The following is a 26,243-nucleotide window of genomic DNA, read 5'->3' on the forward strand; positions in this document are numbered from 1 at the left end:
GGGCCCCGCACTCCGAGGGTGGAGTGCGGGGCTCTCTCCGTACCCGCGCCCCGGCCGACACTCAGGCGGATGCGGCTCGCAATGACGCGAAACCTCGTGGCGGTAACCCGCCATGGCGTATCCTCGCCGCATCCTCGGTGCATCGATTACTGCTGGAGGGTTGAGAATGTTCGGCAACGTGCTCGGCCTGTCTCAGGCGCAGGCGCTCGCCTACCGTGAGCTGGTCCGCTCGCCCTCGCTCGACGCGAGCGAGCTGGCCCGGCGGATGGGCGTCGACCCCGGGGAGGCCTACGCGGTCCTGCAGATCCTCGAGGAGCACGGACTCGCGGCCCGGCAGGGGACCGACGATTCACGGTTCCAGGCGGCGCCGCCCGAGATCGCGCTGGGCGCGATCCTCTCGCGCCGCACCGAGGAACTGCGGTCGGCGCAGCTCGAGATGCTCGATCTCGAGGAGGAGTACCGCCGTGCCGCGGACCTGCGGCCGGCGAGCGACATCGTCGACCTGGTGCGCGGCTCCGACGCGGTGCTGCAGCGCATCCTGCAGCTCCAGGCAGGCGCGCACGAGACCGTCGAGACCTTCCTCCGCCCTCCCGTCCTGGTGATGGGCACCGAGGAGAACACGGCCGAGGACGACGCGGTCGAGCGTGGCGTGCGCTACCGGGCGGTGATGGACCGCTCGATGCTCGACGAAGGCCTCGTGACGGTCGAGGCCGCGGTCGAGGCCGTGCGCGCGGGTGAGGAGGTCCGCATCGCCGACGACGTCCCGATCAAGGCGTTCGTCATCGACCGGCGCCTCGCCATCGTCCCGGTGCAGAGCCAGCTGCGGCCCGACGCCGAGGTGGACACCGTCTCCGCGCTGATCATCCACGAGAGCGGGCTGCTCGACGGGATCATCGCGCTCTTCGAGGCGTTCTGGCGGGACGCGGTGCCGCTGCGGGTGCAGTCCGAGGGCGTCCACGGCGAACTCGACGACCTGGACCTGAAGATCCTCGGGTTGATGCTCTCCGGCCTGACCGACCAGGCCGTGGCCAAGCACCTGGAGCTGGGACTGCGAACCGTCCAGCGCCGGGTCAAGTCGATGATGGACACGGCGGGCGTCGCGACGCGCATCCAGCTCGGGTGGCACGCGGCCCGCAAGGGGTGGCTCTGACCGTCGGAGCCGCCCCGCGCGGGCCGCGCCGGGGTCAGGACCTCGCGTCGGCCTTGCGGAGGGACTTCTCCGACGCCGGTGCCTCTCCGCGCGCCGCCAGGTCGCGGTAGTACCGCCTCGCCTCGTCCTGGCGGGCGCGTTCCGAACCATCGGCGATCGGCGCGCGGAGATGCCGCTGCCCGTAGCCGAACGCGTCGACGAGGTCGACGGCGTGCGGGCGGATCCTCTTCAGCAGGTCGTGGATCGTCGTCGTGACGGCCTTCGCGCGCGACGCCGACAGCCGCCCGTTGGCGAGATACCAGTCGAGGTTGCGCTCGATCACGGTGAGGCCGTAGATGTCCCGGACGGTCGTCATGATCTCGCGTGTGTCCGGGTCCTTGATCGCGCCGAGCGCCGTGGTGAAGGCGTCCCAGCGGAACAGCTCGGCCCACGCCGTCGCCGACGTGATCAGCTCCACCTGGTTGTCGTCGAAGACCTCCTGCGCCCTGGCCAGGTCCTTCATGCCCACCGCGGGACGCATGCCCATCGCCACGGAGTTCACGAGGCCGTCCACGCGGCCCTGCAGCAGCGCCCGCTGGGTAGCGCCGTCGAGCAGGTTGCTCGCGGCCCGGGCGCCTCCCGCGTCGGCCACGTTCTGCCCGAGCTTCCGCAGCGACGTCTTGTGCAGCAGCGCGTCCTTCACCTGGCCGGCCACGATGCCCGCCATGCCCGCGGGGGACCTGGCCGCCCGGGCCAGCCTCTTGCCGTGGTCGCCTACGAGCCGCTTCGCGGCGAGCTGCAGGAGGATGTGGTTGTCACCCTCGAATGTGGTGTAGACGTCGAGGTCGGACCGCATCGACGTGAAGCGGTTCGCCGACAGGAACCCGGCGCCGCCGCACGCCTGGCGGCACGTCTGCAACGTGTCCATGGCGAACCAGGTGGACGTCGCCTTGAGTGCCGCCGCCGTCGTCTCCAGGTCCTCGCGGTTCTGCGGGGTGTCCTTCGCACCGGAGAACACGCCGTGGAAGAGCTCGAGGAGTTCCTCGTGCGCGAACGAGATCGCGTAGGTCTCCGCGATGCGCGGGAGGAGACGCTTGCGGTGCATCGCGTAGTCGAGGAGGGTGATCTCCTCCTGCCCCTCACCGGGAGAGAACTGCCGGCGCTCGTCGGCGTACTTCGTGGCGATCGCCAGGCCGACCTTCGCCGCCACCGAGGCCGACCCGTCCAGGGTCACGCGCCCCTGCACCAGCGCGCCGAGCATCGTGAAGAACCGGCGTCCCGGGCTGTCGATCGACGACGTGTAGGTGCCGTCCGCGGCGACCTGGCCGTAGCGGGCCAGCAGGTCCTGGCGCGGGATCCGCACGTCCGTGAAGTGCAGCTTGCCGTTGTCGATGCCGTTGAGACCGCCCTTGTGGCCGTCGTCCTCCCCGCCCACGCCGGGCAGGAAGTCGAGCGTCCGCGGATCCCGGATCGGCACGTAGAAGCAGTGCACGCCGTGGTTCACGCCGTTCGTGATCAGCTGGGCGAACACGGTCGCGGCCACGCCGTGCCGCGCCGCGTTGCCGAGGTACTGCTTCCAGGCCCCCCGGAACGGGGTGTTGATGACGAACTCCTCCGTCTCCGGGTCGTACGTCGCCGTCGTGCCGACGGAGGCGACGTCCGAGCCGTGGCCGGTCTCCGTCATCGCGAAGGCGCCCGGGACCGACAGGTCCATCGCGCCCGGCAGCAGGCGGTCCTGCTGCTCCTCGGTACCGAGATGCAGGATCGCGGCCGCGAACAGGCCCCACTGCACGCCGGACTTGATCTGCAGCGAGGGATCGGCGGCGAAGAGCTCCTCGCAGCCCACCAGGTTGCCGCCGGCGTCGTCGTTGCCGCCGAGGCGTTCGGGGAAGGCCCGCCACACCTGGCCCTGCTCGTCGCGCGCCATCATCTGCATGATGCCGATGGTGCGTTCGCGGTGCTCCTGCATCGACATCCCGTCGATCTTCCAGATCTCCTCGTGCTCGGCGACCAGGCGGCGGGCGTGGGAGCGCACGTCCTTCCAGCGGCCGAGCAGGAGGTGATCGAGCTCGGCGACGTCCAGGTGCAGGCCGTTCGCGCCCGACGCCGGCCCGCGGGGTGCGGATTGCGCGGACGCGACGGGTGCCGTCGCGGGCGACGCGGCGGCTGCGGCCGACGTCGTCACGGGAGGTTCGGAGGTGGTCGTCATCGGTTCTCCTCGGGGGTCGGCGGCTGGTAGCCGCGAGGTTGAGGCACGTGCGGGGGAGATCAGGCGGGGGTCGCCGCGGTGGGCTCCGGGGAGTGCAGGACGCCGACGGGACCGTTCCAGAGCCACAGGCTCACGCGTTCGGTGAGTTCCTCGCGGGTGACGGACTGCCCGGCGACGCGGTGGCCGAGCCACCATTCGCCGGAGCCGCGCACGAAGCCCACGGCGCCGGCCGCCCAGGCGGCGGCATCCTCCGGCGTGACGTCGGCCGCCTGTGCGAACGGCTCCGCGACGAGCTCGATCACGGAGTCCAGGTAGGCGCCCAGCGGCGCGTCGGACGAGCCGACGAGCGAGCCCGCGGCCTGGGCGTCCCGCCCGCTCGGAGGTTCGGCGGGGGAGATCGGGTCGTTGCCGCCGATCGACGTCCTGGTCACGAACCAGTACACGTTCGGCGAGTGCTCGATCATCTCCAGGTAGACCCGGACCATGGCGCGCAGCGCCCCCTCGGGGGTGGCGGCCCCGTGTGCGGCCTCCTGGAGGGTGTCGTGCATCTGGGCGACCACGGCCTCGGCCACGGCGAGCCGCAGCCCCGCCTTGTCGTCGAAGTATCGGTACACGATCGACTTCGACGTCCCTGCCTCTGCGGCGATCTCGTCCATGGATACCGTAGGACCAAGGCGGTGCACGGCCTTCCGGGCCGCGCGCACGAGCTCTGCCCGGCGCGCGGTGCGGTGGTCCGCCCAGCGAGTCGATCGTCCGTCCACGCCGACGCTCATCGATTTTCTCCTTCACGGGCCGTCGCTCTTGTGCTCCGCCTCACGAGACTGACAGTATCAGGTACTGTGAGTCTCGGACACCGTCCGAGTCCACATCCGCCCAAGAACTTCCCAAACGACGTGAAGGATCTGACGACATGGCCTCTTCCATCCCCGCCACTCGAGAGGCCGTCATCATCGGCGGCAACCGCATCCCGTTCTCCCGAGCCGGCAAGAAGTACGTCCGGACCAGCAACCAGGACATGTTCACCGCCGCCCTGGAGGGCCTCGTGGCCCGCTTCGGGCTGCAGGGAGAACTCCTCGGCGAGGTGGTGGGCGGTGCCGTGCTGAAGAACAGCCGCGACTTCAACCTGATCCGCGAGAGCGTGCTCGGCTCGTCCCTCGCGCCGGCGACGCCCGCGTACGACCTGCAGCAGGCCTGCGGCACCGGCCTGGAGGCCGCGATCGCGGTCACCAACAAGATCAAGCTGGGCCAGATCGAGTCCGCCGTCGCCGGCGGCACCGACACGATCTCCGACGCGCCGATCGCCGTCGGCGACAAGCTGCGCCGCGCCCTGCTGCAGGCCAGTCACGCCCGCAGCACGGGGGACCGCATCAAGGCACTGCTCCCCGTCCTCGGCCACCCGAAGTGGCTCGCGCCCGAGACACCCGACACGGGCGAGCCGCGCACCGGTCTCTCGATGGGCGAGCACCAGGCCATCACCACCGCGAAGTGGGGCATCACCCGCGAGGCACAGGACGAGATCGCGCTGAGGTCGCACCAGAACCTGTACCGCGCCTGGGAGGACGGCTTCTTCGACGACCTCGTCACGCCGTTCCGCGGCCTGTCCCGGGACGACAACGTGCGCGGCGACACCTCGGCCGAGAAGCTCGCGAAGCTCAAGCCGGTCTTCGGCCGCGAGTTCGTCGGCGAGGACGGCTCGCCGGCAACGGCCACCATGACCGCCGGCAACTCCACCCCGCTGACCGACGGCGCGTCCGCGGTGCTGTTCGGCTCGCGCGACTGGGCCGAGGAGCGGGACCTGCCCGTCCTCGCGAAGTTCGTCGATGCCGAGACCGCCGGCGTGGACTTCGTGCACGGCCACGACGGGCTGCTCATGGCCCCGGCCGCCGCCGTGCCCCGCCTGCTGGCCCGCAACGGCCTCACCCTCGAGGACATCGACTTCTTCGAGATCCACGAGGCGTTCGCCGCGACCGTCCTCACCACGCTCGCCGCCTGGGAGGACGAGGCCTACTGCCGCGACGAGCTGGGCCTGCCCGGCGCCCTCGGCAAGGTCGACCGCAGCAGGCTGAACGTGAACGGCTCCTCGCTCGCCGCCGGCCACCCGTTCGCCGCGACCGGCGGCCGCATCGTCGCCACGGCGGCGAAGCTCGTGCACGCCAGGGCGGCCGAGACGGGCACCCCGGCCCGCGCGCTGATCTCGGTCTGCGCGGCGGGCGGCCTGGGCGTCACGGCACTCGTCGAGTCCGCCTGACCAGATCCACCCCTTCGCGCTCCCGACAGCTTCCTCCCGTACGTCTCGACCACCACGATCCAAGAGGGCACCGTGACCGACAGCTACACCCGTTTCGCCAACGGCGGCTTCAAGCCGCTCGTCAAGAAGCTCGGGCTGCCCCAGCCCGCGATCCTGCGCCGGTACAAGGCCGGCAGCCCGCTCACCGTCGGCCCGGTGCTCGTGGTGTCCGACGACGCCTCCGCGCCCGACGCCGACGCCGTCGCCAAGGTCCTCACCGGCTGGGACGTCGACGTGCGCCGCACGGCGGACCTGGCCGAGGGGGAGAAGCTCGGCGCCGTCCTCCTCGTGCTCTCCGGCGCGGGACACCCCGAGGACGTCTCCGGGGCGGTCCTCACCGTCGCCGGGACCCTGCGCAGGCTCGCCGGCAACGGCCGCGTCGTCACCGTCTCCCGGGCCCCCGAGCCCGGGGACGACCCGGCGCTCGCCGCGGCCCGCGCGGGCGTGGAGGGATTCGTGCGCTCGCTCGGCAAGGAACTCCGCGGAGGATCCACCGCGAACGGCATCCAGCTGACCGGCGGCGCCGCCGTCGACTCCGTCTCCGCCGTCGCGAGCCTGCGCTTCTTCCTCTCGGCGAAGTCGGCGTACGTCGACGGGCAGATCCTTCCGGTCGGCCCGTCGGGTGCCGCCGGCGACATCGACTGGGACCGGCCGCTGGCCGACAAGGTTGCGGTCGTGACCGGGGCCGCGCGCGGGATCGGCGCCGCCATCGCGAGGACGATGGCCCGCGACGGCGCGAAGGTCGTCGTGGTCGACGTGCCGCCGGCGGGCGAGGCGCTGTCCGCCGTCGCCAACTCCGTGAGCGGCGTCGCCCTCCAGCTCGACGTCACCGCCGCCGACGCCGCCGACAAGATCCTGGCCGCCGCGAAGCCGCTCGGCGGGCTGGACATCCTGGTCCACAACGCCGGCATCACCCGCGACAAGCTGCTCGCCAACATGAAGGCCGACCGCTGGGACTCCGTCATTGCCGTCAACCTCGCCTCGCAGCTGCGCATCAACGCGCGGCTCCTGGAGGCGGGCGTGCAGGGCCTGCGGATCGTCTCCCTGGCGTCGACCTCCGGCATCGCCGGCAACAAGGGCCAGACCAACTACGGCTACTCGAAGGCCGGTGTCATCGGCCACACGGCGGCCACGGCACCGCTCGTCGCCACCATGGGCGGCACAGCGAACGCCGTCGCGCCGGGCTTCATCGAGACGGAGATGACCGCGCGGATCCCGTTCGCCACCCGCTCGGTGGCGCGGATGCTGCCCTCCCTGGCGCAGGGTGGCGAGCCGGTGGACATCGCGGAGGCGATCTGCTTCCTCGCGTCCGATCCGGCGGCGGGCGTCAACGGCCAGACGCTGCGCGTGTGCGGCCAGCACCTGGTGGGCAAGTGACCGTGATGACCACCGAGACGAGGTCCGCACCAGAGGCCGGGGTTCCGTCGTCCTACAGCGTCTCCGAGCTCGCCGAGGTGCCGTCGCTGGGCGGGCTGTATGCGAAGGGCGCCGCGGGCTCGGTGGCGAAGCGTCCCCGGGCCGGCGTCGTGCTCCCGCGGGTCGCGTACCGCGTGGCGGACGTCGGTACCGCGGGCGCCGCCGCCCGTCTGGCCGCGTACCAGGACGTGGTGGGGGAGCCGGCGTCGGACGTGCTACCGGCGGGATTCCTGCACGTCCTCGCGTTCCCGCTGGCGACGGAGGTCATGGTGCGTCCGGACTTCCCGCTGGGGCTGCTCGGCATGGTGCACCTGAGCAACACGGTCCGCGTGTCGCGACCGGTGCGGCTGGGTGACCGGCTGGAGATCCGGGCATGGGCGGAGAACGCCCGCGCCCATCGCCGTGGCGCCCGGGTGGACCTCGTCGCGGAGATCCTCGTGGGCGGCGCGCTCGCATACCGCGGGGTCTCGACGTACCTCGCGAAGGGGTTCGGCGTGCCCGGCGACGCGGATGCGGCACCGGACCGGGAGGCCCCGGGCGTGGACGCGGCGGGAGAGCGGACGCCCGACGCCGGCCGCGCTCCCTGGGCGCCGCCGCTGCCGACGGCGCGGTGGCGCCTCGGGAAGAGCATCGGCCCGGAGTACGGGGCCGTCTCGGGCGACCGGAACCCGATCCACCTGTCCGCGCTCGGGGCGAAGGCGTTCGGGTTCCCGCGCGCGATCGCCCACGGGATGTACACGGCGGCGCGCGCCCTGGCCGAGGTGGGCCCGGCCCGGCGTGGCGAGGCGTACGAGTGGACCGCCGAGTTCTTCAAGCCCGTGCTGCTGCCGGGTTCCGTCGATCTGGCGATCCGCTACGCGTCCGACATCGACATCGACGCCGACGCCGACGCCGGCACCGCGCCGGGCCCGGCCGGGGGCTTTGTCTACGACGGGTGGCGCACCGGCCGGACGACACGCCATCTCCGGGGCACGGTCACGCCACTCTGAACCCGGGGTCCCGGCGTCGACCAGCCGTTCCCGCGTCGGACCGCTACGGAGCGCCGCGGAGCGCCGCATGCCGACCACCGCTCGCGGTCCGGCGGCGGGACGGAGGGGGAGACCGCCGGCGGACGTCAGGCCGCGCTCGGGATCGTCCGGTCCCGATCGAGGGGCAGAAGTGCCGGTGCGGGTGCCGAGATCGTCTCGGGGTTCTCGTCGGACGCCGGTGCGGCGACGAGTTCGTCGTCGGACTCGTCGTCGAGCTCGATCGTCGGGCGGACGACGGGACCGCTGAGGGTGACGGGGGCGATGGCGGGCGTGGGTTCGGGCGCGATGAGAGCGACGACGGCCGCTCCCCCGACGCCGAGGATCAGTGCGCCGATGGCGAGCATCCACTGGCCGTAGGCGAGCGTGAGACCGAGCAGCGCGCCGCAGCCGATGGCGACGATTGTTCCCAGGGCGAGTACACGAGTCATGGGGGAGCCTCCCTGCCGAGGTTCTGCCGTGCCGGTGTTGGTGACCCCTGCACGGGGCTCCCACGTGGTCTGGGGACGCGGGGGGTAGTGCTTGCCGCGACCCGGGGGCCGCGCAAGGATCAGCTGGGGGTTGCTGATGACGTCCTGTCGATGCCGCGACGCCCCTTGCCGACGCCCGCACCACTTTCAGGAAACCTGATGACGGCTCGGCTCGCACGCCGAATCGAGGCGTGCTACGTCACGATCCCATTACGGCCGCGTGTCGCCTTGTGAGGGTCGTTCGGAATCGGGCATCTCTCCGTCCCGGTCAGGACTCCGTCGGGTTGCAGCGCGCCGCGATCGTTCCGAACATCCCGACGTCGGGGCGCCACGGCTCCAGGTTCCAGGACGCCTTGTCGGGCGCGCCCAAGTGGTGACAGGCGAGCTGGTCACGCATCGTGTCGCTGTCGGCCTCCGGTTCCGCGGCGGCGAGCTGCGCGGTGAGCAGGTCGAGTGCCGCCTGGCCGCCGCTCCGCACCCAGGCCTCGGGAACGACCGCCAGCGACAGGCCGCCCTCGCCCTCCCGCTGGGCCCAGGTCGCCGAGCCGAGCGCATCGGCGCCGAGGACGAGGGCCGTGCCGCGCGACGGCGAGGCGTTCGCCCCCGCCGGCCCTCCGCCCGCCTCGGGGGTGAGGGCGGCGACGACGGCGCCGTCCCGGAGCACGGTGACGCTCTCGTCGGCGTGCTCGACGACCTCCGCCCCGGACGTCCCGGTCCCGTACGAGGGCGCCCCCGACGTCGTGACGCGCCGAGTCCCGTCCTGGCGGGCCTCGCCGATCGTGACCTCGGCGGCCGTGATCTCCACCTCGACACCCGCGACGGTGACGGTCCGGTGCTCCAGGGGCGGGGGGTCCGGCGTCCGAGCAGGGCTCGGGCCGTCCCGGGGCGGCGACGCCGGAACCTCGTTCGGCGAGGTGGCGGGTGCCGTGGGACCGGTGGCGTCGCCGCCGGGTTCCGCGCGCGACGCGACGAGTGCGGCCAGGAGGAGGGCCGCGGCCGCGACGGTGATGACGTGTGAGGCTCGCACGGCGCCATTCTCCCGGAGCGTCGCGGTGGCGGCGCCCGCAGGTCGGCGCTACTGTTAGAACACACGTTCGAAAATGCGGTCCGGGAGGGTGAACCATGGGCGGTAGCACTACCACCAGCAGGTCGGTCGTCGTGACGAGGGGAGCGGTCACGGTGGAGCCGGAGCAGGACGGGTTCCGGTCGCTCGCGGAGGCGATCGATGCGGTGGCGGCGGTGGACGCCCTGCTCGCGTCACTCGCCGCGTCGCGCGCGGTTCTGATGAGCGAGCTCGGCGCGTGGGCGGGCGCGCACGTCGAGGAGATCCTGCCCGCGTCGGCCGACGCCGGCGGGGTGGGGGCCGAGGAGGTCGAGGACGTCGCCGCCGGCATCGTCGCGGACCGGCTCGCGGATGTCCTGCGTCTGTCGCCGGACGCGGCGGCGGGACTCGTCGAGGAGTCGCGTGCCCTGGTGCACCAGCACCCCCGGACGCTCGCGGCGCTGCGGGGCGGCAAGATCTCCTACGGGCACGCCCAGACCATCCTGGGATACACCTGCGGGCTGCATCGCGGCGGGCGTGCCGCGCTGGAAACGCGGTTGCTGCGGCATGCCCGGACGGTCACCGTGGCCGAGCTGAGCCAGATCGCCCGGGTCGAGCGGGAGCGCCGGCTGCGGGCGCCGAGGCGGCGCCGTGCCGAGGCGGGTTCCGCGCGTCAGCGGCGCCAGATGTCTTCCCAGGCCGGGGGCTCGCCCGCCTGCACGTAGGGCCGGGGGTCCTCGCGCGGCGCCGGGGCGGCTGCCGCCATGTGCTGCCCGGTCATGGGCGGAGCGTCGTAGGTGCTCTGCGGGGCGTAGTGCGGGAAGGTCCCCGTGTCGGGCACCTGGTGGTGAGCGCCGGTCTCGGCCGGGACGGGGTGGCCGTACGGTCCGGTGATCGCGAACGATCCCGTCGGCGGGTGCGGTTCGGCGTAGGCCGGGTGTGCCGTGTCGACGCGTACCGGCGGCGCCTCGACGACCCAGTGCGCGGCCGACGGCGCCTGGGGCTGCGCGGCGGAGTGCACGGGCTCCTGGCGGAGCTGCTCGTGCATCGTCCCGGCCCAGTTGAGCGCGAGGCTGAAGCGCATCGTCGTGAGGTGGTCGGCGGTCATCTCGCCGCCGAGCGCGGGATGAGGGTTGAACGTGAAGACGTCCTTGCGGCCCAGCCGCAGGCCCCGCCGCTCGGCGTCCCGGACGATGTCGTCCATGAGGTAGGTCGCGCGGCCCTCGGACGCCTCGAGCTCGGCGTACATGTCGACGGCCGTGGTCCAGCGGAACTCGAGCGTCCCCTCCATCGTGTCCAGGAACCACCAGCCTTCGAGGGACTCGAGGAAGACGTCGCCGAAGCAGGTGGTGAAGCGAGGGGTCTTGCCGTTGATGCCCAGCCATCGCCAGGAGGCCAGCCCGAAACGGAAGGCATCCTTGGCAAAAGTGCGAAGCATCTGCATGTGCGCATCAAACCACTTCATGGTAAGGGTGCGAAACCCCCTGGCCAGGATGGGTTTTCTGTGGCTTCGGCAAGGTTCGCAAATGACGCATATCCGATTTGCCGGGCACGCTGAAGCTCGGTGTGGTGCGCGCGACAGCGTGACCTTGGTCGATGAGCTGCCTCACATTTCGTGCCGACGACGCCGCCGACGATGCGGATGCGCCGCGGCACCCTCCACCCTGTCGCCTCTGACCTGCGGTGTCGCGTCTCACCGGCCTGATCGGAGCACTCCCGCCGCACGGCGGATAGACTGTGCGCGCGCCTTCCGCGCAACGTTCCCGCGCAGCCGTTGCTCTGCGCTTCCCCCACTGCACGCGAGGGATACATGACCGCGCCCGCGTCCCAGGCCGCACGTCCCGTCCTCGACACGGTCGAGAACGCGAAGGCCACGCCCGACGAGGTCCAGCCGTTCGGCGAGCTGGGTCTGAAGCAGGACGAGTACCAGCGCATCCGCGACATCCTCGGCCGCCGGCCCACGGCCGCCGAGCTCGCGATGTACTCGGTGATGTGGAGCGAGCACTGCTCCTACAAGTCGTCGAAGGTGCACCTGCGCAAGTTCGGCGATCGCGTCACCGAGGAGATGAAGCGGAACCTCCTCGTCGGCATCGGCGAGAACGCCGGTGTCGTCGGCATCGGCGACGGCTGGGCCGTCACTTTCAAGGTCGAGTCTCACAACCACCCGTCGTTCGTCGAGCCGTACCAGGGTGCCGCCACCGGCGTCGGCGGCATCGTGCGCGACATCATCTCGATGGGCGCCCGGCCCGCCGCCGTCATGGACCAGCTCCGGTTCGGCGACGTCAACCACCCCGACACCGCGCGGGTGGTGCACGGCGTGGTCAGCGGCGTCGGCGGCTACGGCAACTCGCTCGGCCTGCCCAACGTCGGCGGCGAGCTCGTCTTCGACAGCTCCTACCAGGGCAATCCGCTCGTCAACGCGCTCTGCCTCGGCGTGCTGCGGCACGAGGACATCCACCTCGCCAGCGCGTCCGGCCAGGGCAACAAGGTGGTCCTCTTCGGCGCCCGCACCGGCGGCGACGGCATCGGCGGCGCCTCGATCCTCGCGAGCGAGACGTTCGAGGACGGCGTCCCCGCGAAGCGGCCGTCCGTGCAGGTGGGCGACCCCTTCATGGAGAAGGTGCTCATCGAGTGCTGCCTCGAGCTGTATGGCGCGAAGGTCGTCGAAGGGATCCAGGACCTCGGCGCCGCCGGCATCTCCTGCGCCACCAGCGAGCTCGCCTCGAACGGCGACGGCGGCATGCACGTCGACCTCGACGACGTTCTCCTGCGCGACCCCACGCTGAACGCCGGCGAGATCCTCATGTCGGAGTCGCAGGAGCGCATGATGGCCGTCGTCCGGCCCGAGAAGCTCGACGAGTTCCTCGCGATCACGAGCCGGTGGGACGTCGAGACCGCCGTTATCGGCGAGGTCAACGACAGCGGCCGGCTCACCATCGACCACCACGGCCAGCGGATCGTCGACGTCGACCCCAAGACCGTGGCCCACGAGGGACCCGTCTACGACCGGCCGTACACCCGCCCGGAGTGGCAGGACGGCCTCAACGCGAACGGGAACATCGCGGCCGGCCTCGCCCGCCCGGCGTCCGGCGAGGACCTGCGCGAGACCGCGCTGCGCCTGCTCAGCTCCCCCAACCTCGCCTCCAAGGCCTGGGTGACCGACCAGTACGACCGGTTCGTCCAGGGCAACACGGCCCTGGCCCAGCCCGACGACGGAGGCGTGGTCCGCGTCGACGAGTCCACCGGCCTCGGCATCGCGCTCGCCACCGACGCGAACGGCCGCTACGGCAAGCTCGACCCGCGCACGGGCGCGGCGCTGGCCCTCGCGGAGGCGTACCGCAACGTCGCCACCGTCGGCGCCGAGCCGCTCGCGGTCACCGACTGCCTGAACTTCGGATCGCCCGAGCACCCCGACTCGATGTGGCAGCTCGTGGAGGCGATCGAGGGCCTCGCGGACGCCTGCCAGACCCTCGGCGTGCCGGTCACCGGCGGCAACGTCTCGCTGTACAACGGCACGGGGGAGCCCGGGCAGATCGACTCGGCGATCCATCCCACCCCGGTGGTGGGCGTGCTCGGCGTGCTCGACGACGTCCGGACCGCGCTGCCCTCGGGCTGGCGCACCCAAGGGCTCTCGGTGATGCTGCTCGGCACCACGCGGGACGAGCTGGACGGCTCCGCGTGGGCCGACGTCGTGCACGGGCACCTCGGTGGCCTCCCGCCGCAGGTGGACCTCGAGGCCGAGCGGGCGCTCGCGGCGCTGCTCGTCGCGGCGCGCAAGGACGAACTCGAGGTCGCCGCCCACGACCTGTCGGAGGGCGGGCTGGCGCAGGCGGTGCTCGAGGCGTCCCTGCGCTTCGGCGTCGGCGCCAGGATCGCGCTCGAGGGCGTGACCGGACGTGACAAGGTCGACCCGTTCGTCGCGCTGTTCAGCGAGTCGACCGCGCGTGTGCTGGTCGCCGTGACGCAGGATCACGAGGTCGATCTCATCCACCTCGCCGACGAGTACGGCGTGCCGGCGCTGCGGCTGGGCGTCACGGGCGGCGACTCGGTGGAGGTCGAGGGCCACTTCGAGATCCCGCTGGACGAGGCGCGCGAGCTGCACGAGGGTACGCTTCCGGCGATCTTCGGCTGACCTGACCCCGGCTGTTCCGCCACCGGGCCGGGGGCGACTCCGGCCCGGCGGGGCCGCCGTCGCGCCCGTTCCGGGCCGTGCCCGACCGGCGTCTCGCTCCGGCGCCCGCCGATAAGTCGCGAGTTTCGCCACACGCTGTAGTTTCGGCAGCATGCCGAACCGTCAGATGCGCCTCGCGCCTGCCACGCCGGACCACGTCGTCGGCGCCCTCGCCGCGCTGCGTGCCGAGATCGGGCTTCCGCCGATGTTCCCCGCCGACGTCCTCGAGGAGTCGCGTTCCGTCGCGGAGCGTGACGTCGCGCCGGATCCGGACGGCAGCCGTACCGGCGTCGCGCGCCAGGACCGCCGCGACATCGAGTTGGTCACCATCGATCCGCCCGGCTCGCTCGACCTCGACCAAGCGGTGCACGTGACGCAGTCGGGCGACGGCTACATCGTCCGGTACGCCATCGCCGACCTCGGCTTCGCCGTGGAGCCGGACGGGGCGCTCGACGCCGAGGTGCATCGTCGTGGACTGACGGTCTACGGACCGGACACGAACACGCCCCTGCACCCGAAGCTGCTTTCCGAGGGTGCCGTCAGTCTGCTGCCGGACGAGGACCGGCCCGCCGCCCTGTGGACGATCGGCCTGGACTCGCGCGGCGAGATCACGTCGGCGACGGTCGTCCGCGCGGTGGTCCGCAACCGTGAGCGGCTCACCTATGCGGAGGTGCAGGCCGCCCTGGACGACGGCACGGCGAGCGAGTCGCTCCAGCTCCTGGCCGACGTCGGGCGCCTGCGTCAGGACCTCGAGCGCGAACGCGGCGGCGTCTCGCTCGACGTGCCCGAGCAGGAGGTGGAGCGTGTCGAGGACGGTTCGTTCTCCCTCGAGTTCCGTCGCAACCTGCCCGTCGAGGGCTGGAACGCGCAGATCTCGCTGCTCACCGGAATGGCCGCGGCGACGATGATGCGTGAGGCGGGCGTGGGCGTGCTGCGTACCCTGCCCGAGGCCGACGAGCGGGACATCGCGCGGCTGCGCCGAACGGCGCGGGCTCTCGAGATCGACTGGCCCGGCGACATGCCGTACGCGGACCTGATCCCGGCGCTCGAGTCGCGGGTGCCGCAGCACGCGGCGTTCCTCAACGAGGCGACGACGCTGTTCCGCGGCGCCGGCTACGTGGCGTTCGGTCATCTGCAGGAGGACGGCTCGGGCACCGTTCCCGTCCCCGCCGACACCCGACACCATGCGCTCGCCGCCGACTACGCGCATGTCACCGCGCCGCTGCGACGGCTCGTGGACCGCTACACCACCGAGATCTGCCTCGCCCTCGCCGCGGACGAACCGGTGCCCGACTGGGTGCTCTCGGCGCTCGGGGCGCTCCCCGGAGAGATGGCCGCCGCAGGCCACCGCGCGGCGCAGTTCGAGCGCGCCGTGGTGGAGATCCTCGAGGCGACCCTCCTGGAGGGCCGGGTCGGCGAGGAGTTCGACGGCGTGGTCGTGGACATCGACGACGACGGCGAGCGAGGCACGATCGTGCTCGCCGAACCGGCGGTCCGTGCCATGGTCAGCGGCCCGGACCTGCCGCTCGGGGAACGGGTCCGGGTGCGGCTCGCCCTGGCCGACATCGACGCGCACGAGGTCGAGTTCGTCCTCGTGGTCCACGGTGTCGAGGGCGGTGCCGGGCCTGAGGACGCGGGTGAGGTTCCGCCGGCGCAGGCCGAGCCCGTCCGGCCCGCGGCGTGGGCCGCGCCGGACGAGCCGGCCGCGCCGGGCGAGCAGGCCATGCCGGGCGAGGCTCCGCCGTCGGACCCCGCGGACGGAAGCACCGCGGCGTCCGACAGCGGTCAGGTGTCCCTGCCCCAGGAGTGGACACGGGTCCGATGAGCGGACGCGGCGGTCGACGGACCACCGGCCACGGCGGTCAGCGCACCACGATCGTCGACAGCACCGCGCGGTGATCGGCGCCCGGAACGATCCGGGAGCGGACGTCGGCCACCCGCATCGAGCTGTCCACGACCACGTGGTCCACGGCGATCAGTGCCGGGATCTGCCGGTCCAGCAGGGGGAAGGTCTTCCCCTCGGGCCAGGTGCGCTCGAGCCCGGCGCCCTTCTCCCGCCAGGCGTCGTGGAAACGGCTGCCGAGGATGTCGCGGAAGGATGCGTGGTCGTAGGTCGCGTTGAAGTCCCCGAGCAGGATCTGGGCCGTCGTGTCCGCGCGCGTCACCTGGCGGAGCTCGCGCAGTTCCCGCTTCCAGGTGGCCGTGCCGCCCGGCATCGGCGGCACCGGATGGACGGTGCGGATCCGCACGTCCAGCCCGCCCGCGTCCACCACGGCGGACGGCATCGCGAAGGTCGAGGACTCGCCCGCCTGCTGCTCCGTGAGTTCCAGTGCCGAGTAGAGACCGCTGCCCGCCGCGCTACCGCTCTCGACCTTTCCCGTGACCTGGTGGGGCAGCAGCTCGTCGATCCCGGCGTCGGCCATCGCCTCCTCGAACTCCGGCGTGAGCTCCTGGACCGCCAGGACCTCGACACCTTCGGCCCGCACGGTCTCGACGACCCACCCGGCGTCCGCGGCGCCGTACAGCACGTTGACCGTCATCACCCGGAGCGTCCCCGCGTCGGCGGGGTTCGCGCCGGTCGCCTGCTGTTCGCCCGGAATGAACGCCGACGCCACGACGTAGCCGCCCACGGTGACGCACGCCGCCAGGATCAGCGACAGCACGTACCGACGGCCCATGACGGCGAGCACCACGAGCGGAACGGCCGCGAGGACGGCGTACGGGAAGAACGGGACCAGCTGCGCGACGGGCGTGATGCCGTCGTCGGGCAACGCGCGCGAGCCGAGGACCGCGAGCACGGGCGCCGAGCAGATCCACAGGAACCAGGTGACGGCCCGCTGCGGGCCGGTCGGGCCACGCCGCTCGTCGTCGTGGTACCCGCCGCCGGAGTGGTCGCCCTCGTGAGGGGCTTCGTCGCCGTACCGGATCGGCTCCGGGAAGGCCCTCGGCGGCGCGTATCCGTCGCTGTGGTGGGTCATTCGCGAAGGGTGCCACAAGTTTCCCTATGCTGGTCGCATGCCGTCCCGCCGTCGTACCGACCCTGCGACCGGGCGTGCCGCGCTCGTGGCATGGTCCGAGGGATCCACCGAGCGTCGTGACGTCACGACGGCGGTGCGGTTCACCCTCGAGGAGCTGGCCGACATCGCCCCCGGTAACGCCGTCGAGGTGCGCGTCCCGCCGGCAGGGGCGGTTCAGGCGGTGGCGGGTCCCCGCCACACGCGGGGTACGCCACCCAACGTCGTCGAGACCGATCCCGAGACCTGGCTCGGACTCGTGACAGGGCGTGTGGCCTGGGGCGATGCCGTTGCCGACGGGCGGGTCGCCGCATCCGGAGAGCGCTCGGACCTCTCGGAACTCGTGCCGCTGCGCCTCCGGGTGAGCTGACGCGAACCCGCCTCTCGCGTGTGGATGTCGGTGTCCCCCACTACTCTCACGGGTGCGTGATCGAGGCGGTGTTCGTGCGGTGGGCGAGGCGCTTTTTTCCCCGTCGTAACCGGTGGTTCACGGTGTGATGGTTGGTTTGGACCCGTGTCCGTGACCAGCAGTGTGTACGCCTGCGGCGTAGCGGACCATGGCGACCCCGATCGACGTCGCGCACCACTAGGCAGAGCTGTTCCCCGGGCCGCGTAGCGGCCCGCTATTGCAGAAGGAGTCAGCGTGAGACCCAGCACGCCCCGGCCCATAGGGCCGCAATCCCGTAATCGAGGCCGGGCTGTGATGGCCGCCGGCATCGCGGCATCCATCGCGCTGCCTGTCGGCGCCATGTCGGCCGTCCCCGCCGTCGCCGCCGCCGGCGGGCCGGACAGCGGCCACGTCGTGATCAGCGAGGCCTACCTGGTGGGCGGTAGCGCCGGGCAGGCGTACTCCCACAAGTTCGTCGAGCTGCACAACCCGACGAGCGAGGCGGTCAGCCTCGACGGCTGGTCCGTGCAGTACAAGTCGTCCGGTGGGTCGTCGGTCAGCGGGATCACCGCGCTGAGCGGCACGATCGAGGCCGGCGGGTACTTCCTGGTACAGGGCGGGGCGAACGGGTCCAACGGCGATCCGCTGCCCACCCCGGACGTCACGGGGAGCCTCAACACGAGCGGCACCTCGGGCGTCATCGCGCTCGCATCCCAGGCCACCGCCGTCGAACCGCCGAAGGGTGCGGTCTCAGACGTCGCAGGCCTCGTGGACCTGCTCGGCTACGGCTCCGCGGACACCTTCGAGGTCGCCGCTGCTCCTGCCGGCCAGGGCACCGGCACCGTCGGATCGCTGGACCGCACGAACGACACCGACGACAATTCCGCCGACTTCGAGTTCACCGCCGAGGTCACCCCGACGAACTCCGGTGGGACGAGCCCGGAGCCGTCCCCGACTCCGGAGCCGAGCCCTTCGGCGAGCGGGCCGGCCGAGGCTGTCTCGATCGCGGAGATCCAGGGCACCGGTACCGACTCGCCGCTCGCCGGTGAGACCGTCACGACGCAGGGTGTCGTCACGGCCGCCTACCCCACCGGCGGCTTCGACGGTCTGTACATCCAGACCGCCGGAACCGGCGGCGACCCGGCGGCCGACGCGACGCCCGGCGCCTCCGACGCGGTCTTCGTGTACTCCTCCGCAGCCGCGTCGGAGCTGTCCGTCGGCGACTCCGTCGAGGTCACCGGCGAGGTCACCGAGTACTACGGGCTCACCGAGATCTCGGCCGACTCCTGGACCGTGCTCGACGACGGTGCCGCTGTCGAGCCGCTGCTGACCACATGGCCCGGCGACGACGCCGGGCGCGAGGCCATCGAGGGCATGCTGCTCGCGCCGCAGGGCGACTTCACGATCACGGACAACTACCAGACCAACTACTACGGCTCGATCGGCCTGGCCGCCGGGGACTCGCCACTGGTGCAGCCCACCACGGCAGGCCGCCCGCTCTCGGCCGAGTACGAGGCGCAGATCGCCGACAACGAGGCCCGCGCGGTCCTGCTCGACGACGGGTCCTCGTGGAACTACAACTCGTCGTCGAACAAGTCGAAGCCGCTCCCGTGGCTGACCGGCGGCGACCCGGTGCGTGTCGGCGCGGCGGTGACCTTCACGCGTCCTGTCGTGCTCGACTACCGCTACAGCGCCTGGGGCCTTCAGCCGCAGGGACAGCTCACGCCGGACACGGCGGACGCCGTCCAGCCGGCAGAGTTCGAGGACACCCGCGAGGCGGCGCCCGCCGAGGTGGGCGGCTCTCTGAAGGTCGCCACCTTCAACGTGCTGAACTACTTCACGACCACGGGTGACGAGCTCGACGGATGCGAGTACTACACGGACCGCGACGGGAACCCGATCTCGGTGCGGACCGGCTGTCTCGCGCGCGGCGCGGCGAACGACGAGAACCTCGCGCGCCAGCAGGTCAAGATCGTCGGCGCGATCTCCGCGCTCGGCGCCGACGTCGTCTCCCTCGAGGAGATCGAGAACTCCCGGCACTTCCTCGGCAAGGACCGCGACCAGGCCCTGAGCGACCTGGTGGACGCGCTCAACGCCGTCGAGGGCGCGGGTACCTGGGCGTACACCGAATCGCCGGCCGAGGTTCCGGCCGAGGACGCCGACGACGTGATCCGCAACGCGTTCATCTACCGGACCGCCTCGGCGGAGCCCGTGGGTGAGTCGTCCATGCTGATCGGCGACGAGGCGTTCGGCAACGCCCGGCAGCCCCTGGCCCAGGTGTTCCAGCCTGCCGGTGGTGCCGAGGACACGAGCGACGACGTCCTCGTGATCTCCAACCACTTCAAGTCCAAGGGTTCGGTCGGGCCGTGGCCGGGCGACGAGGACCAGGGCGACGGCCAGGCCAACTCGAACGAGTCCCGCGTGCGCCAGGCGACGGCACTCGTGGCGTTCGCGGAGGAGCAGGCCGCGGCGGCCGACACGGACAAGGTGCTGCTCGTGGGCGACTTCAACGCCTACGAGCAGGAGGACCCGATCCAGGTCATGGCCGACGCCGGCTACATCAACCTCGGCGCCGCCACGGGCAAGTACTCCTACAACTACGGCGGCCAGGTCGGCTCGCTCGACCACGTGCTCGCCTCGCCGGGCGCGGCCGAGGCCGTGACCGGTACCGACATCTGGAACATCAACTCGTACGAGCCCGTCGCGAACGAGTACAGCCGGTACAACTACAACGCGACGATCCTCTACGACGAGTCGCCGTTCCGGTCCTCCGACCACGACCCGCTCCTGGTCGGACTCGACCTCGGCGAGGGCACGACGGACCCGGGCACGGCGACGATCGACCTGGTGGACATCAACGACTTCCACGGCCGGATCGACGGCAACACCGTCGCGTTCGCCGGGACGGTCGAGCAGATCCGCGCGGAGAACCCGGACGCCACGGCTTTCGTCTCGGCCGGCGACAACATCGGCGCCTCGCTGTTCGCCTCGGCGCTGCAGCAGGACCAGCCGACGATCGACGTGCTGAACGCGCTCGGGCTGACCGCGTCGGCGGTGGGCAACCACGAGTTCGACCAGGGGATGGATGACCTGACCGGCCGCGTCACCGACGCGGCGGACTGGGACCACCTGGGTGCCAACGTCTACGACGAGGCCACGGGTGAGCCGGCGCTGCCGGAGTACGCGGTGCGGGAGATCGGCGGGATCGACGTCGGATTCGTCGGCGTCGTGACCGAGGAGACGCCCACGCTCGTCACTCCGGCCGGGATCGAGGGGCTCGAGTTCGGCAGCCCCACCGAGGCGATCAACCGCGTGACGGACGAGCTGCTCGACGGCGACGTCGAGAACGGTGAGGCCGATCTCGTGGTGGCGCTGGCCCACGACGGCGCGAGCATGGGTACGCCGGAAGGCGCCACGCTCGAGGACGAGGTCGCCGTCGGCGGCCCGTTCGCGGAGCTCGTGGAGGACACGGACCCGCGCGTCGCCGCCATCTTCACCGGCCACACGCACAAGGAGTACGCGTGGGACGCCCCGGTCCCCGGTTCCGACGGTGCCACCCGGCCGATCATCCAGACCGGTGACTACGGCTCCAACCTGGGCCACGTGACCCTCACGGTCGACACCGAGACCTTCGAGGTCACGGACTACACCGCGGAGAACGTCGCCCGCACGGAGACGCCGGACGACGAACTGATCGAGACCTACCCGCGCGTCGCGGAGGTGAACGCGATCGTCCAGGCCGCGCTCGACGAGGCCGAGGAGATCGGTGCCGCGCCGGTCGGCGAGATCACCGGGGACATCACCACGGCGTTCGCCGGCGGGGAGTACACGGACGGCGTGTGGACCGGTGGCGACCGCGACGACAGGGCGTCGGAGTCGGCGCTCGGCAACCTCGTGGCGAACGCGATGCGCGACTCGCTCGCGAGCGAGGAGCGCGGCGGCGCCGACCTCGGGGTCGCCAACCCCGGCGGGCTGCGCAACGACCTGTACTACGCCGCCTCGGGGGCGGAGGGCGACGGCGTGGTCACGTATGCCGAGGCCAACGCCGTGCTGCCGTTCGTCAACAACCTGCTCACGGTCACGCTGACCGGTGCGCAGCTCGAGACGCTGCTGGAGCAGCAGTGGCAGACGGACGAGGACGGCAACCGCCCGTCGCGCCCCTACCTGGCGCTCGGGCTCTCGGACAACGTCTCCTACACCGCGTCCACCGACGACCCGAACGCCACCCCGGGCGACAACATCTCGTCGATCACCATCGACGGCGTGCCGGTCGATCCGGCGGCGGAGTACCGCGTCGCCACGTTCTCGTTCCTGATGTCCGGCGGCGACAACTTCCGGGTGTTCACGGAGGGGAGCGACGTGCGCGACTCGGGTCTGGTGGACCGGGAGGCGTGGATCGAGTACCTCGAGACGAACTCGCCGCTGTCGCCGTCGTTCGCGCGGACGCACGCCGTCGTCGACGCCCTTCCGGGCACGGTCACGGCGGGCGACGACGTGAGCGTGGAGCTCTCGGAACTCGACCTGACCTCACTCGGCGCCCCGCAGAACACGGAGGCCGAGGCAGTCCTCGCCGCCGTCGGCGAGGACGTCTCCGAGGGCGCGCCGCTCGGGACCTTCCCGGTGTCCGACGGCGGGACGTCGGTCACGGCGACCGTCCCGGCGGACACCGCGGCGGGGGAGTACGTGCTGTACGTCGCCGCCGAGCCGTCCGGCACGAGCATCGCGATGCCCGTCACGGTCGAGGACGCCGCGCCGTCCGCCCCCGAGTGGCAGCCGTGGAAGCTCTACTGGTGGGGTGACCAGGTGATGTACCGCGGTCAGCTCTACGAGGCCAAGCGCCCGAACATCCACTGGGCCCCGGGCTTCTTCTGGTGGTGGGGCAGCCCCTGGGCACTCGTCTCCGAGTGACCTGAGCGCCGAACGGTCGGCCGGTCGTGCATCGCACGGCCGGCCGGCCGCTTTGCCGCCACCGATCGTTCCCGCGACCTCGTAGGCTGGGACCGTGAGCGACACCCCCTCGACCGCCCCGCGGACCGGCCCGGAGCCAGACGACCAGGCCGGTAAACCCCAGCACGCCGAGGTGCCCCTGCAGGACGTGGTCGACCCGGGGGACGTGCGCCGCGCGCCGCGCTACGGCCGGTTCCTGATGGCCGGGGCGATCCTCGGAATCGCGATCGGCCTGGGGCTCGGCTACTACGTCATCGGCACCCCCGAGGCGCAAGGGATGCTGAAGCCCGGTGTCTACGTCGCGGTGACCGTCGCCTTCACCGCCACCTTCACGACGCTCGTGGCCGGCCTGCTGGCGGTCCTGGCGGACCGCCGAAGCGTCCGCAGGTACGAGCGCTCCCGCCGTCGCCGCTGAGCGGGACCCGGCGCCGGACGGCCGCCGGAAGGGTCACGCACGTCACATCTGCGCGCGGGAGCGGGCGACCGCGGCGGATCCCCGTCGTGGGATACTCGTGTCATGCCTCTGCGCCCGGACGGCCGCCTGAACCACGATCTGATGCCCGGGGAGAAGGGTCCCCAGGACGCCTGTGGCGTCTTCGGAGTATGGGCCCCCGGCGAGGAAGTCGCCAAGCTCACGTACTTCGGCCTGTACGCGCTCCAGCACCGCGGCCAGGAGTCCGCCGGCATCGCGACCAGCAACGGTGACCAGATCCTCGTCTACAAGGACATGGGTCTCGTGTCCCAGGTATTCGACGAGACCGCGCTCAACGCGCTGACCGGTCACATCGCTCTCGGCCACTGCCGCTACTCCACGACGGGCGGCGTGACGTGGGAGAACGCGCAGCCCACTCTCGGCCCGACGGCCTCCGGCACGGTCGCCCTCGGCCACAACGGCAACCTGATCAACTCCGCCGAGCTCGTCGACCTGGTCGCCGAGCGGTACGGCGCCCAGCGCCGCGGTGAGCTCGCCCGCGGGAACACCACCGACACCGCGCTCATCACCGCCCTGCTCGCGGGCGATGCCGACCACACGCTGGAGACGACGGCGCTCGAGGTGCTCCCCCGGCTGCGTGGCGCGTTCTCGCTGGTGTTCATGGACGAGACGACGCTCTACGCGGCCCGTGACCCGCAAGGGGTGCGCCCGCTGGTGCTGGGCCGCCTGGAGCGAGGCTGGGTGGTGGCCTCCGAGACGCCCGCGCTGGACATCGTCGGGGCCTCCTACGTGCGCGACGTGGAGCCGGGTGAGCTGATCTGCATCGACGCCGACGGGCTCCGCTCGACCCGGTTCGCGTCGGCCGAGCGGGCGAGCTGCGTCTTCGAGTACGTCTACCTGGCCCGGCCGGACCACATGCTGAACGGGCGGTCCGTGCACGCGGCACGCGTCGAGATGGGACGGATTCTCGCCCGCGAACACCCGGTCGACGCGGACCTCGTCATCGCGACGCCGGAATCGGGGACGCCCGCCGCCATCGGCTACGCGACCGAGTCCGGTATCCCGTTCGGGCAGGGACTCACGAAGAACGCGTACGTCGGGCGGACGTTCATCCAGCCGTCGGACACCCTGCGGCAGCTCGGCATCCGGCTGAAGCTCAATCCGCTGCGCGAGAACGTGCGCGGCAAGCGCCTCGTGGTGGTCGACGACTCGATCGTGCGCGGCAACACGCAGCGTGCGCTGATCCGCATGCTGCGCGAGGCCGGCGCCGCCGAGGTGCACGTGCGCATCTCGTCGCCACCGGTGAAGTGGCCGTGCTTCTACGGCATCGACTTCGCGTCACGCGCCGAGCTGATCGCCAACGGGCTCGGCGTGGAGGAGATCGGGCAGTCGCTCGGGGCCGACAGCCTCGGCTACATCTCGACCGAGGGCATGATCGCCGCGACCGAGCAGCCCGCCTCTCAGCTGTGCGCGGCGTGCTTCACCGGTAAGTATCCGATCGAGCTGCCGCCGGACGACCGGCTCGGCAAGCACCTGCTCGAACAAGCCGAGCTTCCCCTGGGAGCCCCCGAGGACGGGCTGTCGACCCTCGCGGTCTCCGCCGGCGGAGCCGGCGCGCTCGACCACCCCTGACACCGACCGGTGGTGACGCGAGACCGCGCCACCACCGCCGTCGTCCCCGGACCACCGACCTGACCAGTGATGGAGTACCAGTGACATCCGAAGGGCTCACCTACGCGGCCGCAGGGGTCGACACGGAAGCCGGCGACAAGGCCGTCGAGCTGATGAAGGACGCCGTGCGGCGCACGCAGGGGCCGGAAGTCCTCGGTGGCGTGGGCGGGTTCGCCGGGCTGTACGACATGTCGGCGTTCCGGGACTACCGCAAGCCCCTGCTCGCCACGTCCACGGACGGCGTCGGCACGAAGGTGGCGATCGCGCAGGCGCTCGACACGCACGACACGATCGGGTTCGACCTCGTAGGAATGGTCGTGGACGACATCGTCGTCGTGGGTGCGAAGCCCCTGTTCATGACGGACTACATCGCCACCGGAAAGGTGGTCCCGGAGCGCGTCGCGGACATCGTGCGCGGGATCGCCCAGGCATGCGAGGTGGCCGGTACCGCCCTCGTGGGCGGGGAGACCGCCGAGCACCCAGGCCTGCTCGCGCCCGACGAGTACGACGTCGCGGGTGCCGCCACGGGGATCGTCGAGGCCGACGCCGTCCTGGGGCCCGACCGCGTGCGCGAGGGTGACGTCCTGATCGCCATGGGGTCCTCCGGGCTCCATTCGAACGGGTACTCGCTGGTACGCGCCGTGGTGAAGCACGCCGGCTGGGAGCTGGACCGCCACGTCGAGGAGTTCGGACGCACGCTCGGCGAGGAGCTGCTGGAGCCGACGCGCGTGTACGCGAGCGACGTCCTGGCCCTCGCGGCCGACGACGGGGCGCGCGTGCACGCGTTCACGCACGTGACCGGCGGAGGGCTCGCCGCGAACCTGGCGCGTGTCCTGCCCGCCGGCACCGTGGCGACCGTGGACCGGGCCTCGTGGGAGGTGCCGCCGGTCTTCCGGATGGTGCGGGAGCTTGGCGCCGTGCCGCGCGGCGACCTCGAGAACACCCTCAACCTGGGCGTCGGGATGGTCGCGGTGGTCGACGCGGAGGGGGCCGACGCCGCCCTGCGCCGCCTGGAGACGCTCGGCGTTCCGGCGTGGGAACTCGGGCGGATCGAAGCCCTCGATGCCGTGGCGGGTACGTCCGAGGGGCTGGTGGGCGGCACCAAGGGGGTACAGGGGGGCGCGGTGCGCCTGGTGAACGACTACCGCTGACGACGCCGCGGCGGGCGCGACCCCTATGAGGGGGCCGGCCCTGCAGGACGTGACAAGGTGAAGTGGTCCGCGAGGACACACTTCACCTACGGTCGAGCGCCCTCGAGTCCCGGGAGGGCGGCATCTGTGCACAGCGGCCCTCGCCGACGCCGTCGCACGCCTCGGTGGGCGCGCCGACTACGGGCGAGGCTGCTGTGGGTGGACTGACGACTACTGAGGTGGTCGACGATCGGAGGCGGAGAACTCTGTGTCAGTGATCTCGGCGCTCGTTCGAATCGTCAAAGTCAGCCCAGTCGGCATAGCGGTTGTCATCGTCCTCGCCCTCGGAGGCGTTCCAGCGGGAATCGTCCGTCGCCACATCCGTGTGGGACTTCCCGCCTCGGAGCTCCTGCTCGAGGGCGTGGTAGTTGGTCTCAGGGCTGTAGTACTTCAGCGCTCGAGCAACCTTGGTCTGCTTTGCCTTCTGACGGCCGCGGCCCATGGCTCCGACCCCCTCAACGTAGGAGCGGGGCGGCGACGTGCAACAGACGCGCGGCCCCGGAGTGTGCTTGATCTGTCCAGGCTCTAACGGTACATGGTTGTACGCGGTTTCCTCCAGTCTGCACGTGTGATTCGTCCGATGCGCCGGTGATCTTCGGCACCATTCGCATCGGGACGCGCCTGAAGGCGCTGGACGTGATGACGTGACGGAGTGTCGTCGTGTGTCGTGACCGACATGACGCGACGGTGTTCGCGCGTCGCGAACTGCCCTCGACGAGGAGTTCGTAGCCAGGTGATGCGAGATGATGGTAGAAGATGGCGACAAATGGGGACGAATCGCTTACTGGCCGGGGGTTCGCGCTATGGTTGCGTCGTTGGGCGCTCCGTTGCGGAGAGACGCGTCGGAGAAT

19 protein-coding genes are annotated in these 26,243 nt (G+C 71.7%); 12 read left to right on the forward strand and 7 right to left on the reverse strand.

What is annotated here, in order from left to right; translation table 11 throughout:
• Positions 1–166: 166 nt before the first annotated feature.
• Entirely contained in the window at positions 167–1,150 is a 984-nt protein-coding gene (locus ACYVK5_RS02205; RefSeq protein WP_460701647.1) for a helix-turn-helix domain-containing protein, read from the forward strand.
• 34 nt (positions 1,151–1,184) lie between these two features.
• Here the strand turns inward: ACYVK5_RS02205 and ACYVK5_RS02210 are convergent, their stop codons facing one another.
• Both ACYVK5_RS02210 and ACYVK5_RS02215 read right to left on the reverse strand, forming a co-directional pair.
• Entirely contained in the window at positions 1,185–3,338 is a 2,154-nt protein-coding gene (locus tag ACYVK5_RS02210; protein WP_460701648.1) for an acyl-CoA dehydrogenase family protein, read from the reverse strand.
• 59 nt (positions 3,339–3,397) lie between these two features.
• Positions 3,398–4,111 carry a TetR family transcriptional regulator gene (locus ACYVK5_RS02215; RefSeq protein ID WP_460701649.1) on the reverse strand — a complete coding sequence of 238 codons (714 nt, stop codon included), beginning with the start codon at positions 4,109–4,111 and terminating at the stop codon, positions 3,398–3,400.
• A 137-nt stretch (positions 4,112–4,248) separates the two neighbouring features.
• On the opposite strand from ACYVK5_RS02215, the gene ACYVK5_RS02220 reads away from it, so the two are divergent.
• From ACYVK5_RS02220 to ACYVK5_RS02230, 3 genes are all read left to right on the forward strand, one after another.
• Entirely contained in the window at positions 4,249–5,586 is a 1,338-nt protein-coding gene (locus ACYVK5_RS02220) for an acetyl-CoA C-acetyltransferase (RefSeq protein ID WP_460701650.1), read from the forward strand.
• 72 nt (positions 5,587–5,658) lie between these two features.
• Positions 5,659–7,002, forward strand: coding sequence for a 3-oxoacyl-ACP reductase (locus ACYVK5_RS02225; protein WP_460701651.1), 1,344 nt, complete (start codon positions 5,659–5,661; stop codon positions 7,000–7,002).
• A gap of 5 nt (positions 7,003–7,007) precedes the next feature.
• Complete coding sequence (locus tag ACYVK5_RS02230) at positions 7,008–8,030, forward strand: MaoC/PaaZ C-terminal domain-containing protein (RefSeq protein WP_460701652.1); 1,023 nt, start codon at positions 7,008–7,010, stop codon at positions 8,028–8,030.
• 125 nt (positions 8,031–8,155) lie between these two features.
• Here the strand turns inward: ACYVK5_RS02230 and ACYVK5_RS02235 are convergent, their stop codons facing one another.
• Positions 8,156–8,497: a hypothetical protein gene (locus ACYVK5_RS02235; RefSeq protein ID WP_460701653.1), complete on the reverse strand. Its 342-nt coding sequence runs from the start codon at positions 8,495–8,497 to the stop codon at positions 8,156–8,158.
• Positions 8,498–8,804: 307 nt separating this feature from the next.
• Positions 8,805–9,563 carry a DUF2599 domain-containing protein gene (locus ACYVK5_RS02240; protein ID WP_460701654.1) on the reverse strand — a complete coding sequence of 253 codons (759 nt, stop codon included), beginning with the start codon at positions 9,561–9,563 and terminating at the stop codon, positions 8,805–8,807.
• 95 nt (positions 9,564–9,658) lie between these two features.
• Here ACYVK5_RS02240 and ACYVK5_RS02245 point away from each other — a divergent pair, with 95 nt between their 5' ends.
• Complete coding sequence (locus ACYVK5_RS02245; RefSeq protein WP_460701655.1) at positions 9,659–10,303, forward strand: DUF222 domain-containing protein; 645 nt, start codon at positions 9,659–9,661, stop codon at positions 10,301–10,303.
• Here ACYVK5_RS02245 and ACYVK5_RS02250 read toward each other — a convergent pair.
• Positions 10,252–11,022, reverse strand: coding sequence for a hypothetical protein (locus ACYVK5_RS02250; RefSeq protein WP_460701656.1), 771 nt, complete (start codon positions 11,020–11,022; stop codon positions 10,252–10,254). The genes ACYVK5_RS02245 and ACYVK5_RS02250 overlap by 52 nt on opposite strands.
• A gap of 366 nt (positions 11,023–11,388) precedes the next feature.
• On the opposite strand from ACYVK5_RS02250, the gene purL reads away from it, so the two are divergent.
• Both purL and ACYVK5_RS02260 read left to right on the forward strand, forming a co-directional pair.
• Entirely contained in the window at positions 11,389–13,710 is a 2,322-nt protein-coding gene (purL, locus tag ACYVK5_RS02255) for a phosphoribosylformylglycinamidine synthase subunit PurL (RefSeq protein WP_460701657.1), read from the forward strand.
• 151 nt (positions 13,711–13,861) lie between these two features.
• Entirely contained in the window at positions 13,862–15,574 is a 1,713-nt protein-coding gene (locus ACYVK5_RS02260) for an RNB domain-containing ribonuclease (protein WP_460701658.1), read from the forward strand.
• A 37-nt stretch (positions 15,575–15,611) separates the two neighbouring features.
• Here ACYVK5_RS02260 and ACYVK5_RS02265 read toward each other — a convergent pair whose 3' ends face one another.
• On the reverse strand, positions 15,612–16,727 hold the full coding sequence (locus ACYVK5_RS02265; protein ID WP_460701659.1) for an endonuclease/exonuclease/phosphatase family protein: 1,116 nt from the start codon (positions 16,725–16,727) through the stop codon (positions 15,612–15,614).
• A gap of 37 nt (positions 16,728–16,764) precedes the next feature.
• Here ACYVK5_RS02265 and ACYVK5_RS02270 point away from each other — a divergent pair, with 37 nt between their 5' ends.
• The 5 genes from ACYVK5_RS02270 (at position 16,765) to purM (ending at position 25,353) form a co-directional block, all read left to right on the forward strand.
• The gene (locus ACYVK5_RS02270) at positions 16,765–17,133 is read left to right on the forward strand and encodes a sterol carrier family protein (RefSeq protein ID WP_460701660.1); all 369 of its coding nucleotides are present in this window, start codon (positions 16,765–16,767) and stop codon (positions 17,131–17,133) included.
• A gap of 333 nt (positions 17,134–17,466) precedes the next feature.
• Entirely contained in the window at positions 17,467–22,059 is a 4,593-nt protein-coding gene (locus ACYVK5_RS02275; RefSeq protein WP_460701661.1) for an ExeM/NucH family extracellular endonuclease, read from the forward strand.
• A gap of 94 nt (positions 22,060–22,153) precedes the next feature.
• Positions 22,154–22,513, forward strand: coding sequence for a hypothetical protein (locus ACYVK5_RS02280; RefSeq protein ID WP_460701662.1), 360 nt, complete (start codon positions 22,154–22,156; stop codon positions 22,511–22,513).
• Positions 22,514–22,615: 102 nt separating this feature from the next.
• Positions 22,616–24,163: an amidophosphoribosyltransferase gene (gene purF, locus ACYVK5_RS02285; protein WP_460701663.1), complete on the forward strand. Its 1,548-nt coding sequence runs from the start codon at positions 22,616–22,618 to the stop codon at positions 24,161–24,163.
• 80 nt (positions 24,164–24,243) lie between these two features.
• Positions 24,244–25,353, forward strand: coding sequence for a phosphoribosylformylglycinamidine cyclo-ligase (gene purM, locus ACYVK5_RS02290; protein WP_460701664.1), 1,110 nt, complete (start codon positions 24,244–24,246; stop codon positions 25,351–25,353).
• A gap of 250 nt (positions 25,354–25,603) precedes the next feature.
• Here purM and ACYVK5_RS02295 read toward each other — a convergent pair whose 3' ends face one another.
• Complete coding sequence (locus ACYVK5_RS02295; RefSeq protein ID WP_460701665.1) at positions 25,604–25,834, reverse strand: DUF3073 domain-containing protein; 231 nt, start codon at positions 25,832–25,834, stop codon at positions 25,604–25,606.
• Positions 25,835–26,243: the final 409 nt, after the last annotated feature.

The organism is Myceligenerans halotolerans (assembly GCF_054782975.1).